15 protein-coding genes are annotated in these 13,813 nt (G+C 60.8%); 1 reads left to right on the top strand and 14 read right to left on the bottom strand.

All coding sequences use genetic code 11. The annotated features are described in order from the left end of the window. Positions 1-12 precede the first annotated feature (12 nt). Together ACYQ47_RS16460 and ACYQ47_RS16455 are read right to left on the bottom strand one after the other, a co-directional pair. Positions 13-669, bottom strand: coding sequence for an O-methyltransferase (locus ACYQ47_RS16460; RefSeq protein WP_459906022.1), 657 nt, complete (start codon positions 667-669; stop codon positions 13-15). Positions 670-878: 209 nt separating this feature from the next. Then, on the bottom strand, positions 879-1,259 hold the full coding sequence (locus tag ACYQ47_RS16455; protein ID WP_459906021.1) for a PadR family transcriptional regulator: 381 nt from the start codon (positions 1,257-1,259) through the stop codon (positions 879-881). 727 nt (positions 1,260-1,986) lie between these two features. On the opposite strand from ACYQ47_RS16455, the gene ACYQ47_RS16450 reads away from it, so the two are divergent. Further along, positions 1,987-2,256, top strand: a complete 270-nt coding sequence (locus tag ACYQ47_RS16450) for a DUF4148 domain-containing protein (RefSeq protein WP_459906020.1) — start codon at positions 1,987-1,989, stop codon at positions 2,254-2,256. Between the two features lie 118 nt (positions 2,257-2,374). Here the strand turns inward: ACYQ47_RS16450 and ACYQ47_RS16445 are convergent, their stop codons facing one another. From ACYQ47_RS16445 to ACYQ47_RS16390, 12 genes are all read right to left on the bottom strand, one after another. Then, positions 2,375-2,653 (bottom strand): DUF4148 domain-containing protein, encoded by a 279-nt coding sequence (locus ACYQ47_RS16445; protein WP_459906019.1) that lies wholly within the window; start codon positions 2,651-2,653, stop codon positions 2,375-2,377. A gap of 225 nt (positions 2,654-2,878) precedes the next feature. Further along, on the bottom strand, positions 2,879-3,103 hold the full coding sequence (locus tag ACYQ47_RS16440; protein WP_459906018.1) for a hypothetical protein: 225 nt from the start codon (positions 3,101-3,103) through the stop codon (positions 2,879-2,881). Positions 3,104-3,145: 42 nt separating this feature from the next. Beyond that, a complete protein-coding gene (locus ACYQ47_RS16435) occupies positions 3,146-4,399 on the bottom strand; it encodes an MFS transporter (protein ID WP_459906017.1) in 1,254 nt (417 codons plus the stop codon). Further along, positions 4,396-5,691, bottom strand: a complete 1,296-nt coding sequence (locus tag ACYQ47_RS16430) for an MFS transporter (RefSeq protein ID WP_459906016.1) — start codon at positions 5,689-5,691, stop codon at positions 4,396-4,398. The genes ACYQ47_RS16435 and ACYQ47_RS16430 overlap by 4 nt, the downstream gene beginning before the upstream one ends. A 46-nt stretch (positions 5,692-5,737) precedes the next feature. Continuing rightward, on the bottom strand, positions 5,738-6,631 hold the full coding sequence (locus tag ACYQ47_RS16425) for a type 2 periplasmic-binding domain-containing protein (RefSeq protein WP_459906015.1): 894 nt from the start codon (positions 6,629-6,631) through the stop codon (positions 5,738-5,740). A 35-nt stretch (positions 6,632-6,666) separates the two neighbouring features. Beyond that, positions 6,667-8,217, bottom strand: coding sequence for an acetolactate synthase large subunit (locus tag ACYQ47_RS16420; RefSeq protein ID WP_459906014.1), 1,551 nt, complete (start codon positions 8,215-8,217; stop codon positions 6,667-6,669). Beyond that, complete coding sequence (locus ACYQ47_RS16415; protein WP_459906013.1) at positions 8,217-9,074, bottom strand: HpcH/HpaI aldolase family protein; 858 nt, start codon at positions 9,072-9,074, stop codon at positions 8,217-8,219. Before ACYQ47_RS16415 ends, ACYQ47_RS16420 begins: the two co-directional genes overlap by 1 nt. Before the next feature lie 22 nt (positions 9,075-9,096). Continuing rightward, positions 9,097-9,945, bottom strand: a complete 849-nt coding sequence (locus tag ACYQ47_RS16410; protein WP_459906012.1) for an amidohydrolase family protein — start codon at positions 9,943-9,945, stop codon at positions 9,097-9,099. After that, a complete protein-coding gene (locus tag ACYQ47_RS16405) occupies positions 9,945-10,970 on the bottom strand; it encodes an amidohydrolase family protein (RefSeq protein WP_459906011.1) in 1,026 nt (341 codons plus the stop codon). The genes ACYQ47_RS16410 and ACYQ47_RS16405 overlap by 1 nt, the downstream gene beginning before the upstream one ends. A gap of 22 nt (positions 10,971-10,992) precedes the next feature. Next, positions 10,993-11,964: an ABC transporter substrate-binding protein gene (locus tag ACYQ47_RS16400; RefSeq protein WP_459906010.1), complete on the bottom strand. Its 972-nt coding sequence runs from the start codon at positions 11,962-11,964 to the stop codon at positions 10,993-10,995. Between the two features lie 313 nt (positions 11,965-12,277). Further along, positions 12,278-13,219, bottom strand: coding sequence for a LysR substrate-binding domain-containing protein (locus ACYQ47_RS16395; RefSeq protein WP_459906009.1), 942 nt, complete (start codon positions 13,217-13,219; stop codon positions 12,278-12,280). Positions 13,220-13,268: 49 nt separating this feature from the next. Then, positions 13,269-13,799 carry a carboxymuconolactone decarboxylase family protein gene (locus ACYQ47_RS16390; protein WP_459906008.1) on the bottom strand — a complete coding sequence of 177 codons (531 nt, stop codon included), beginning with the start codon at positions 13,797-13,799 and terminating at the stop codon, positions 13,269-13,271. Positions 13,800-13,813: the final 14 nt, after the last annotated feature.

Below are 13,813 nucleotides of genomic sequence, written 5' to 3'. Positions count from 1 at the left end.
CTCGAGCTTCTTTCACTTGATCTTCAGTGCGAGTTCCGTGCTGCCTTTGATTGGCAGCGTCATCGAGATGAAGCCGTTGGCCGGATCGCGAATGTAATCGAGAAAATCCGGTTCCGCATTGTCATTGAGAACATAACCGCCGACGCGCAACTGCGGCGCAACGATCTCAATGACTTCGCGCGCGAGCGATGGTCCCTCGGGCGCAGGCCAACCGTCGATCAGCGCGAAGTCGACGGAACCGCCAAGGTCGCGCAGAGTTTGCCTGGCATCGCCGACGCGGATATCGGCATACTCGGCGAGGCCCGCTTCATCGAGATTTGCGCAGGCCAATTCTGCCTTGGACGCGACCAGTTCCGAACCGATGACGAGACCCCCGCCGTTGTCACGCACCGCCGCTGCGAAGTAGAGCGCGGACATGCCGATCGACGTTGCGAAATCCACGACGCGCCGCGCACCCATGCCGCGACAGAGAAGGTATATCAGATCGCCTTGGTCGGGATGGATGGAAAAGCCGTAATCGGCAAACGCCTCGGCGTCCGTTCGGGACGGACCGTCGAACGCGTGGGCGGAAGGAAAACGGCGCGACGCGTTCAGGCGCTCGAGCACGTCGAGGACGCGCTTGTCCTCAATTGGGCTGACGGTAGAGGTTGGAGTGTGATTTCGCGGCATGTGATATCTCGATGTTGGATAAGCGGATCGTTTATCCGCTGCTATGGATGGCCTGAACTGCCGCATGCAGTGCAGCGGCGATGGCGGCGGCGGCCATCGGATCGATTGAACCCTGCTGGAGACGGAGACGCATGGCGCGTTTTAGCTCTTCCAATGCTTTCTGCACCAGCGGCGGAACGTCACCGCAAGCAGGCGCCTCGGCCGGCCCTTTACGCGACAAGAGTTCCGTCTGCTGCCGCACGGTTCGCCACGAGGAATGCCTGGCCTTCCGCTGTGATGCGATAACACTTGCGGCTCGATACTTTGGCAAGCGGTGCGGCATAGCCCATGTCGTCCAGCCACGCGAGCGTCGGATACATCACGCCGGGGCTTGGGGTGTAGCGGCCCTCCATGCGCTCTTCGATCGCCTTGATCAGTTCGTAACCGTGACGCGGTCGCTCGGAAATCATCGCGAGGAGAAGCAGGCGCAGTTCGCCGTAGTCGAAGAGCCGGCCGTGGTGACGCTTGCCGTGGTGAGGACAATGACGCGGAGTGCCCTCGTCTGACAGAGGATCGGCGCTTGGAAGACGACCAAGGCTTTTGTTTTTCATGTAAAGGGAGCGTATATTCAGATATATCGGAAATCAAGATATATCGCAATTCCGCCTTTTACGAAGGTTTACGAAACTGAATGAGTGTTCCGATGACGACGCCCGTTCGAGAGTCGTCGTCCACGATCGCACATCCAACTCGATCACGATGCGGAGTTTTGGCGCAATACTGCTCCCCGCGATGATGTGGGGACTATCGAGTCCAGTGACCAAGCCGGGCTTGAGTCACTACCGCCGCTGGCCTTAACGGTAGCCAAGTGGTAGGTCACTGGCATGGCCGCCCGGTGATGACGGCAGGCTCGCTGCTCGGAATTGAGCTCGGTGTAACCTATCAGGGTGAGTAAGGGCCGCATTGCAGCAATCGCGCACGGTTGAACGCGATCGATGACATCTCGCTGGCAGAATATATTATGTAGAATACTTGAGTGCCGAAATACAATTTACTGCCTCTCTGGTCTGCACCATCTGACCGAACGATTCGGCCGTGAAGCGGCCGTAATGGTTCCTGCCCGTCGCCCGATAAGCGCACACAGCCCCCACAGGCGTCCGACACGAAACACAATACGAAGCAAACCCGTGCACTGGAACGCGCAACCCCGCCTCCGCGCTTCACCGAATCCTCAACCCCACCGCCGAAAATCTCAATGGACTAGGTGATAACCCTAGTGTGAAATGCAACCTGTGCCGCGCAATACATGCGGTTTAATTCCCACAGGTCACGTTAGCCATGAATCAATCAATCAATGCAGTTCTTATTGCCATCGCCACGCTCACGTCAACCGGCGCTCTCGCTCAATCGGCCGAACCGCTCACACGCGAGCAAGTGCGCACCGAACTCTTGCAACTGGAAAATGCAGGCTACAACCCGGCCAACAATTGCACCGGCGATTGCCCCGGAAGCCTGAGACACGCTGAAGCGATCCTGACGCGACAACAGCGAAGCGCACGCGCCGGCTACAGCCAGTTATTCGACGGCTCGGAACAGTCAGGCCGGTGAGCAACAGATCGTCACTGTTCGGATCGCGCAAGAGGATTTGCGGACTTAACCAGTCCGGCATAAGGCGCACGCGTATCGCACGATGCCGGTCGATCTCATCGCTACGTTGATAGAAACACTAACGAGCGATATCGCCCCACTGTGTGCTTCCGTTCCTGCTTGCGCCATAACCCGTCGGGTCCGCTGCCGCCCTGCGCGCGGCCACACGATATTCCGCCGCTTGAACTTCTCCGTACGGAAAATAGGCCCAGGCGGTCGGGCTGTAACCCGCGTTTTCGGCCTGCACCAACTCATTGCGGACCTGTGCGCGCGTTAACGATTGCTGAGCTGCCTGCGCAAAAGAAAGAATCGGCGCCGCAAGCGCCAGCGCAACGACTGCGTGACTTAGCGATTTCATGGCGACATCCTCCCGGCACTATTTAGCCGCACGACGAGACGGGCTTGCGCGAAGGCGGCAAACTTAGTCTAGCAGGCTTCGTAAATTGGGATGTTCACCACCGATCGGGCATGACTTTGCATGCGTTGCGACGATTGGCTTGTGCCGTGGAAAGATTCCGTGTAAAGGATCGGGCCAAACGCACGCGCGGCGAACGGCGCGCTGCGTCGGAACAGGCGGACCCGCTTACGCCTGATAAAACCGCATCGCGGGCACCACGATATTCGGCGGATAGACGCACCACGAGCCGTCGCCATGACGAAAGAACACAATGGCAAAGCGTGTTGAACGACGCATGACTTCGATGCGAACAGCGCGCCACGGCATATTTTCCGAACGTGCGGCGCGGCTCACGTGAATGCCGTCGATCTGCCCCAGCCAGTCATACACGAGGTGCCGGAGCGATGTCATCTGCTTGCTCATTCTAGTCCCTGCCTGAATCGAAAATGCCGTTCAATGCAGCGCATTGCGCTTGGCGAGTGGCCTGAAAATGCGGCTCCATATGATGCTGACCAGTATCGTCGCGCAGCCGCCCGCGACGACCGAGCCGATGACGCCCAGCGCAGTCGCGCTCACACCGGATTCGAATTCGCCCAACTGATTGCTCGCGCCGATGAACAGCGTATTTACCGCCGCCACGCGCCCGCGCATGCGATCGGGCGTTTCGAGTTGAATCAGCGTCTGCCTCACGATCACGCTGATCGTGTCCGCGCCGCCCGAGATCGCCAGCAGGCACAAGGACAGCGGAAACCAGCGCGACAGTCCGAACCCGACGATGGCCGCGCCATAGATCGCCACGGCAATCAGCAATTTCTTGCCGACGCCACTGACAATGGCCCGGCGTGCCAGCAACAGTCCCACGCACAACGCGCCCACGGCGGGCGCCGCGCGCAGCAGTCCGAGTCCTTGCGGCCCGACATGCAGAATCAGCCTCGCATACACGGGCAGCAACGCCGTCGCGCCACCGAACAGAACGGCGAAGAGGTCCAGCGAGATCGCGCCAAGCAGCAGCGGATTGCGCCAGATAAAGTGCAAGCCCGCGAAGATCGTATCGGCGGTGACGGGTTCGCGTGGCGGCGGCGTATAGTCGTAGCGCACGAACGCATACATCACCGCGCTGATGCAAAAGAGCGCCGCGCTGCTCAGATACACCGTCACCACATTGACCGCGAACAGCGCGCCCCCAAGCGCAGGCCCGGCAATGACCGATATCTGCTGAACCGACGTGCTCAAGGCCATTGATCGCGACAACAGTTTCGGCGGCACCAGCATGGGCAACAGCGCCTGCTGGCCGGCCATCTGAAACGGCCTGATCGCACCGAGTGCGAGAGAAAGCGCGAGCAGCGTGTCACGGGTCACGCTATGAGAAAGCGTCGATGCCGACAGCAGCGCGGCTGCGATCGCCTGAAGCCCAAGGCACGCCGCCACAATCCGTCCGCGATGCAGCCGGTCCGCGCAATGTCCGGCAATGAGCGTCGTAGCCAGCCCCGGCACGAACTGGAACAGCCCGACGAGACCGAGATCCCACGTGCTCGATGTGAGGTCGTACATATGCCAGCTGATCGCCAGCATCAGCATTTGCTGGGCGGTAATGGACCCGATGCGCGCAACCAGAAAGCGCGTGAGCGGCGCGTGCCGCAGCAGAGACGTCACTTCGTCCGGGCGGGTCGGCGTGGCGGGCGATGAAGAGTTACGAGAAGGCGTCATGGCAGCTCGCGCATGAATGCGGGCGCGGAAAGATCACCATATGACTTGATATCGACCTTTGGCGCCCACTTGCGCCGCAGCAATATGATGGTGCCGGTGGCCCCGAGCAGAAGGAACGCGAAAATTGCGAGCATGGGCAGCGTGTATGTGTGCCCGACATGCAGCAGCCAGCCCAACAGGCTCGCGGATACGCCTCCAGCAAGGCTGGTGGCCACTTGCTGCAAGCCCGTGTTCAATCCGACCGCTTGCTTTGGGATCAGCGTGAGCTTGACCAAGGCGAGATTGTTCGCTGTGACAAGCCCCAGCAACGAGAGCGAAGCAACGTTCCAGAACAGCGCCGTGCGCGGCGAATCCGCATACGCGCCAAGCAGCACGGTTGTTGCGCCCATGAATCCAACCACGATGAACGTCTTGCGCACTAATACGGCATCGCGCCCGCGCGCGATGAGCCGATCCGCGCCCCAGCCCGCCAGCGCCGCGACGACCGCGATGCCCACGAAACTCACGAACGTATAAAGCCCCGATTCCGTCAGCGTCAAACCTCTCTGCTCGACGAGATAAGCGGGCATCCATGTCATGCAGTAGAACGCGAAATAGCTGTAGCAGAAGTTGGTAATCAATCCGCCCCACACCACCGGACTCGCGAGCAAGTTCTTCAACGGCACCGAAGCGGCTCGCTTTTTCGATGCCGCCAGTTCCACGTTCGACGGAAAATCGTTCTTCACCATCGCGAGCCATGGCATGAGCCAGAGCAAGCCCGCCAGACCCGTGACGACGAACATCGACTTCCATGAACTCACCGAAATGAGCCACGCGGCAAGCGGTGCGCCGAGCGCCGGTCCCATCTTCCCGCCGATGGAATAAAGCCCTAGCGCTGTGCCCTTGTGCGTTTCATCGAAATGATCGGCCAGATAACGGTAGGTCGCGGGCACCACCACCGATTCCGCGACGCCGATCATCAAGCGCACGATGATGAGCGCCGCGAGCGTATTCACCACGCCGGTGGCCGCCGCCGCGAGACACCACATGAGAAAGCAGATTGCGTAAGGCCATTTCACGCCGTAACGGTCGACGAGCCAGCCCATTGGCATTTGCAAGAGGCCGTAAGACCAGAACATGGCCGAGCCGAGCCAGCCGCGCTGCACATGCGTCAGCGAAAACTCCTGCACGAAATGATGATCCGCGAACGCGGCGGACATGCTAGTACGGTCGACGTGGGAAATCATCAGTCCGAGCGCGAGCAACGCCAGCACGGCCCAGCGATTCTCTTGTCGCGTTCGGGTAATTCCCACGTTCTCGTCTCCGTTTATCGTTATTGGCAGGCGGACCGTCGATCCTTTAACCTAAACTTCCGGTTACATCGTCGAAGAGTTCGTCGACGGACAGGCGCCGCGGAATGATCTTCTGATCGAGCGCCCAGTCGACCGCGAGTTGAAGACCTTTGCGGTTGGCCTCCAGCCCGATGGGCGGGAAGATGCCGGGCACGTTCTCAGCGACGGCGCGGCTATCCACCACCATGCGGTACAAGTCGCGCACGATATCCGGACGCTCCTTCGACAACTTCTCGTGCACCACGAACATGTGGTTGATCGGCACCACGCCTGTGCGCGCGAACCAGTCCTTAGCGGCGGCGGGCGCATCCGGCACCAGCGTGCGCACGCGCTCGTCCTTCGGCATGTCTTCACCGAGCAACGCCGCTGTCAGCTCACCGTCGAGCATCATCTGCGGAATCGACGAACCGGCGGGAAGGCGCTGACAGTTCGCCGGATCGCTGTATTCCGCGAGATGCCCGTCGCCGAGTGTCATCCAGGTGACGCGGTCGAGATCGACGCCGTACTCGTGCCGCAGGATGCCGCGAATCCATAGCGCGGTGGTCTGAGTGTATGTACGTACACCGACTTTTTTCCCTTCGATATCCTTGGGATCGAGGTGACCGAAATCGATGTTGTAGCCCGCGCAGTGATGCTGAAAGCGGCCCGAGATCGGCGCGGGCAGCAGGACATACGGTTTGCCATACGCCTTTGCCTGAAGGAAGGTGACGATTGCCAGTTCACCCGCGTCGAAGTTGCTCTCGCGAACCATCGCCTTGAAGCCGTTATGCGCGGGCGTCGGGCCGCAGAAATCGAGCGTGGCCAGATCCGATTTCACGCGCCCGTCGCGCATGGCCTTCGTCACTGCATACTCGGCGAGATTGACCCGCAGCGTCGGCGCTTCGGTCTGCGTCGTCGTCATGATGTGTGCTCCTTCCTATTACCTTTAGTTGGATGTCAAAGCCGTACTTCGATCAGGCACGGTCCGGCCTCACGCGCCGAATCGGTCAACGCTTTGTGGAATCCTTCGGCCGTCTCCACGGCCATCGCTGGCACGCCCATGCTTTTGGCCATTGCGAGCCAGTCGATGCGCGGACGGTCGATATCGATCATCGACAGCGCGCGCTCGCCCAGTGCACCCGCGCCCATGTTGGCGTACTCGGCCTTGAGGATCGCGTAGCTGTTGTTGGCGAAAATGATTGTCGTGACGTTCAGCCCTTCGCGCGCCTGCGTCCATAGCGATTGAATGGTGTACATGGCGCTGCCGTCACCCACCATGCAGAACACACGGCGCTCGGGGCAGGCCAGCGCCACGCCGGTTGCAACGGGCGTGGCGTAGCCGATCGAGCCACCCAGGTTGTTGATGAGATCGTGCGGGCGCGCGCCCACCGTCAAGCTCATGGACTCGCGCCCCGTGGTAAGTGATTCATCCACGACGATGCAATGCTCCGGCAACCCAGCCGCCAGAACATGCGCGATGCTCGTCGGGTTGAGCGCGCCGGTGGGAACCGCCGTGTCGATGCGCGGCTGTAGCACCGCCGCCGTTCCCGACGCACCGAGGGCTTGCAACAGCATGTCGAGCGCAAGTTCGCTGTCCTCGTCGGCCTCGACGAGCGGATGCACGAGCGTGCCTTCCGCCTTCAACAGACTCGGCTTGTCCGGATAGGCGAAAAACGCCACCGGTTCACGCGTCTCGACGGTGATGATGTGTTTGAATTCCCTAAGGAACGCGCTAGCCTGCGCGACCGCATAAGGAATGCGCGCGAGCGGCACGCGGCCCGCACCGCGCTCCATGCGCGCCGTGAAGAACTGCGAGCCGAGCGTGGCACCGGTCGCGGCGGCTACACGGCCCGCCTTCTCCAAGGCCGCCCCGCGCGTCGCCCTGTTCGCCAGAACGATCAGCGCAGGCTCGCCCGAACGAAGCACTTTCGCCACGTGCTCGATGCGTTCTGCGCGCGGTGTCTTACGCGTTTCCGCAGGAACGGGCAGCGTTTGCGGCGCGGCCCCGACTGTCTGCCAAGACGTATCACCCGGCAGAATCAGCGTGGCGATTTGCCCGGGATGCTCGCTGGCCTTGGCAACGGCCTGAGCCGCATCCCACGCGATCGTGTCCGAAGATTCCGCGCGTCGCACCCAATGACTAAGCGGCCGCGCAAGCCCTTCGATATCCGACGTCAGCGGCGGATCGTACTTGAGATGCGACACCGAATGCTCGCCGACGACATTGACCATGCCCGACGAAGCACGCTTCGCGTTGTGGATGTTTGCCAGCCCGTTCGCGAGACCCGGTCCGAGATGCAGCAACGTGGACGCGGGCGTGTCCTTCATGCGATACCAGCCGTCAGCAGCACCCGTGGCCACGCCTTCGAACAAACAAAGAACGCTGCGCATCCGTGGATTGTTGCCGAGCGCGGCGAGAAAATGCATCTCGGAGGTGCCCGGATTCGCGAAACAGATGTCGACGCCCTGCTCAACCAGCGTCGAAACAAGACTTTCGGCGCCGTTCATCAGTAGCCTGCCAGTTCGCGTGAGAGACCGACCACGCCATACGTGCGCGCGGGCGCGGACATGAGGAACCGATATCCTTCTTCCTGTAGGCGTCGATGATTCTTCGCCGTCACATGCGGGTTGCCGACGACTACATTGTGCTTGCGGCACGTTTCGACGATCTGGTGCATCGCGGCGAGCACTTCGGGGTGTTCATACTGACGCGGCAAGCCCAGTTCTTGACTTAGATCGCCCTCGCCGATCAAGATGAAGCCGATGCCCGGCACATTGGAAAGCATATCGTCGAGGTTCTCGATCGCCTGCGTGCTTTCGCACATCAGGCCGACCAGTAATTCCCCCTGCGGCGCGAGCGGCCATACATCGGCCTTCTCGTAGTATTGCTGCATCGACAGACCCCAATAGCGCGCGGCATTCGCGGGACCGTCGCCGCGCACGCCCTTCGGCTCGTACAGCGGCGCGTTCTTCGGCCGAGCATATCGGCACGATGCAACCGCGTTATAAGCTTGCTCGACCGTTGCGATGTGCGGCCAGATCACGCCATACGCACCGCGATCGAGCACCTGCTTGGCGAAGCTCTGATTCATTTCCGCGCCGTTTGCGGGAATGCGTGCGAGCGGCGTCACCTTCGGCGCGACCGTACCTGATTCGGCAATCTGCTTGCGGTTCAACATGTACTGAAGCGCGTCGCCGAGCGCGGACACATCGTAGGGGTTGTGTTCCATCTCGTAGACGATGCCGTCATAAGGCGCATCGCTCATTTCGATGGCGGTCTGCTTGTCGAGCTTCGCAAACGCGGCGTGTGCCGGCTTGCCCGATTCGAAAGCGCGGATGATGCTGTTCAAGCGGGTGTCTGACATAATGTTCTCGCTTATGTTTCTCTTATTCGCTCAATGCCGGATAGAGCTTCTGCGCGGTCTTGCCGAAGATCCATGCGCGGTCTTCGTCGTCGAGGCACGCAAGCCCCTTTTGAGCCGTCGTGAAAATCTCGCCGAGCGTGCCTGTCGAGGTCGGGAAATTCGAACCCCACGCCAGCCGCTGCGCGCCGAAAGCTTCCACCACGCGCGGGAAGAAGGTTTCCGCGCTGGCTTTCTCTTTCTTCACATCACCAAAAATGCGCGGTGTAAGCTTCATGTAGACGTTCGGCAGATCGCGCAATTCAAACAGTCCGGCGGCGTTGGCGTACGGTGGTCCGTCGAGCACATCGGGACGCGCGAGATGATCGAGAATGATGTTCACAGCCGGAAATTTCTCAGCCAGCATGCGCACTTGCGGCAGACCGATCGGCCCGGTCTGGATGCACATGGGCAGCTTCAGTTCGGCCAGCACCTCCCACGCCTTGAACGACTTCGGGTTATCCAGCTCGCTCGGGTCGAAGTCTTTGGTCGAACCGCCCGTGAAGATGCGCAGGCCCGCGAGGCCCTTGTCGGCCCATCTCTCGATGACAGTGGCCACATCGTCGGCCAGCATGTCGACGGAACCCACGGCGATCAGGCGATCCTTGTACCGATTGCAGCCGTCCACCACGTAGCTGTTGTCGAAGCCGTAGGTGGTCGACGAATGCACGACCGCGGCTTTTGCTACGCCCGCTTCGTCCATCGCCGAGATCAGGGCTTCGACGGTATTCGGGCGTTCCTGCGACCAGTCCGAGCGCTTGCCGAACAAGGGTGCGGGCGGATAACGCTTCTCGTCGTCTGAGATGATGTGCGGATGAATGTCGATGATCTTCATTACAGTCCCTTCGCCTTGAGGTGCTTGTCCAGGCGCGGATAAACGCGGCGCGCATTTCCTTCGAAGATCGCGTGGCGATCTGCCTCGCTGAGCGCTTCGCATGCGTCGATGTAGCGCTTCGTATCGTCGAAATACTGACCGGAATCCGGATCGCGTCCGCGCACGGCGCCGATCATTTCCGAACCGAACATCACGTTGCTGGTTGGCACGACCTTGGTCAGCAACTCGACGCCCGGATGGTGATAGACGCAGGTATCGAAGAAGATGTTATTCAAGAGACCCTCAAGCGGGCGCTTGGCAATTTCGAGCGACATACCGCGATAGCGTCCCCAGTGATACGGCACCGCGCCGCCACCGTGCGGAATGATCAGGCGCAGCGTGGGGAAATCTTTGAACACGTCGCCTTGCAGCAGTTGCATGAACACGGAAGTATCCGCGTTCAGATAGTGCGCGCCCGTGCCGTGATGGCACGGATTGCATGACGCCGCCACGTGAATCATCGCCGGCACGTCGAGATCGCAGAGCGCTTCGTAGACCGGAAACCATTCGCGGTCCGTCATCGGCTTGCCGGTCCAGTAGCCGCCGCTCGGATCGGGATTCAGGTTGCAGCCGACGAAGCCCATTTCCTCGATGCAACGGCGCAGTTCGGGCACCGAGTTCTTCGGCGGCGCGAGCGGCGATTGCGGCAACTGACATACCGGCACGAAGTTGTCCGGGTACAGGTCGCACACGCGGCGCACGAGATCGTTCGACACTTCCGCCCATTCGAGGCTGGTGCGTTCGTTGCCGAGGTGGTGGCTCATGAGTCCCGCGATCGGCGAGAAGAGCGTCAGGTCGCCGCCACGTTCCTTCTGGAGACGCAACTGGCCGTTGCCGACCCCTTCGCAGATGTCGTCATCGGACACGTAAGCGCCGGACAGCGGCGGCGCGTTGGCCGGATCGTCGGCGGCGGCGATCTGTTTCGCGCGCCAGTCGCGAAACGAAGCGGGGACGGTCGTGAAGTGACCGTGACAATCGATGATCATGGTTTGACTTTCCGTGCAGGGTTCAGACGCGGGGATCGACGAACAGCTCGTTCATGGACATGCGACGCGGCGTCAGTCCTTGCTTGAATGCGGTCGCTTCGAGCGCTTCGATGGTCTTGCGGTTTTCCTCGATGCCGTAGGGCAGCGGATCATTCCCCACGATCTTTTGCAGTTCGATGTATTTCCTGTTCTTCTTGTCGTTCAGTTCGCCCGCGTTCAGCTTCGCGAGCCACTCCTTCTTGGCGCGGTCGAAGGCGTCATAAATCGACTTCGCCACCCACGGATGCTCCGCAAGCACTGAATCCTTCACGACGATGGTCCCGTGCATCGGATACACACCGGTGCGGGCGTAATACTCGGCTTCGAGTTCGTCCGCGTTAGGGAACATGTCCGGATAATCGGCCTCGACTTCCTTCCAGCCGCCGGTCGGATCGCCCGTGCGGCCAATACCCGCATTACCGTGGAAACCGGCGACCAGTTCGCCCTTCGCCATCATGTCCGCCAGCGACGTGCCCGTGGGCGCGTGAACCACGTTCGGCGGTAGTTGCAGTTGCGTGACGTGTTCTTCGTCGTCGACGACCCACGTGACCTTCGACGGATCGAGATCGAATTCGTCGATCAGAACCTGCCGCGTCCATGCACCCGTCGTCACCGAATAGGCTCGCACGCCGACTTTCTTGCCTTCAAGATCCTTAGGCGTCTTGATGCCCGCATCCGGGCGCACCAGCAGTCCGGAATGGTGAAAACGGCGCACCACGAAGATCGGCAGCGCGACGAAAGGTGCGCCGTAAGCGCGGGCGATGATGTAGGTGGTCGGGGCCAGCTCGCACACATCGAATTCGACATCGCGAACCATCCGGCGGAACGCGCCGATCTGCGGCTGAACCGTGATGAACTCCGCGTCGACACCTTCGATCGGGATCGAACCGTCGCGGATGGCCGAAGTGTGGGGATGCTCGGCGATCGCGAGCGTGAGATGGACTTTCTTGGTCAATTCAGTCTCCCTTGAAGGAATGATCGATCGAGCCGCCGATTCATTCGTGACGTCTTGATGCGGCGATTCGAGCAGCTACGTGGTCGTGCTTCGTTGATGAGATGATCTTCGAGACCATCAACACCGTCTATTGAAAAATCCGGCGCACACCTTAACCGTTTGGTAAAGCGGCTTATCCTTAGGTGGAACTTTATTATGTAATTCTAATTAAATGAGGATGCAGCCATGCGTCTGGACCCAGCGTGACCTTGACCGCGTTGGCCAGAATGTTCACGAACTTTAGAAACCCGACGACACGATACGACGTCGTCTCTTAGGTGGTCCCGCTCTGCAACTGCTGCGCGGCTTCTTCCAGACACGCGACCATGAGTTGAGCGCTGGGTGTGAGGCCCCGGTTGCGATTCCACAGCACGCCCGATGGCCTCAGCAACCGAGGCAAGGTCAAGGGCAACGCGTGCAGGGGCTGCGCGGCGTCATTGGCAGGCGTGCCCACCATCACCGCAATGAAGTCCGAGATCTGCAGATGCGCCCGTGTGACGTGAACGGATAAGGTCTCGATGTAATTGTTGGTCAGCGGCACATCGTGCGCCCGCAGAGTGCGATCCAGCGAATCCCTCAAGATCGAGCCCTGCGGCGGCAGGATCCAGGGATAAGGCACGAGGTCGGACCAGTCCAACTTCTTACGCCGCGCCAACGGATGATGCCGTCCCGTCATCAGGGTCACGGGCTCTTCGAGCAGCGCCTTTTCCTCAAAGCTGCCGAGCGTGTCCGGCGCGGGCAACCGCCCGACGATCAGGTCGAGACGTCCTTGCCACAGTTCAGGGAGCAACGCGCCGCGCGTGCCTTCGACCACGCGCACATTGGTCCCCGGAGACTGGATCTTCAACAGATTGAGCGCCTGCGGTAACAACGCCGAGGCAGATGCGGGCAACATGCCGATGTGAACCTTGCCCTCGGTGCCCGAACTCAGCGCTTTCATTTCGTCGCGCGCCTGATGCAGGATCGTCAGCATCTCACGCGCGTGGCGGATGAGGCATTCGCCGTGTGCAGTCGGCACCAGACCTTGCGCCGTGCGTGCAAAGAGCGTAAGTCCGAGTCCACGTTCGAGCTCCGCCAGCGACTTAGATACCGCCGGCATGGTGACGTGGGTGACTTCCGCCACCTGCGTCAGATTGCGATACGTGTCGATGCTCACGATCAGGCGCAGATGCCTGGCCTTGAGATTCACTTGCAAATAGCCGTCCAGCCCTGTCACGTCAGACCTCCCCTCAACTTCACGATGTTGATCCGCACCGGCTGTCCGTTCAATCCTTGGGTTTGAGGTCGTGCAGCGTCATGCCGAGCGAGATCGAGGTGAAGTAGCCGATTGTGACGAGCAGTTCCGCGATGACCGCCCGTCCCAATTCTGCATCGTATCTGACGAAACGGGCATCGTCGATTTTGCCGCCCGCGAGGAGGTCGCTCACCGCATCGCATACGAGTCCCAGACGCCCCGGTGCGGCCTCGGGCGGGCGCTTATCCAGGATCGCCGCGACAACCGCCTCGGGCACGCCTGCCTTCAGCGCATGCCGGTGATGATTGGCGATCACGTACGAGGCATTCCAGAACACCGCCGTGGCGAGAATCGCCACTTCGGTTTCCGCTTCGCTGAGCACCGGCGAGCGATCCACATGCGTGCCGATGATCTCCATTCCCTCCGCCAGCCGCGGATTGTGCAGCCAGATATTGAACGGCGTCGGAATGCGCCCGCGCCCTGCGCCCAGTTGCGCAATGACGCGCTTCTGTTCATCCGTGGCCTGTTCAGCGTCGATGCGCGCCAGCCGGTCTTGCGTCATGTGCTTTTCCTTTT

Source organism: Caballeronia sp. HLA56 (assembly GCF_054655155.1).
This window is presented reverse-complemented; position numbering and strand designations above follow the sequence as displayed.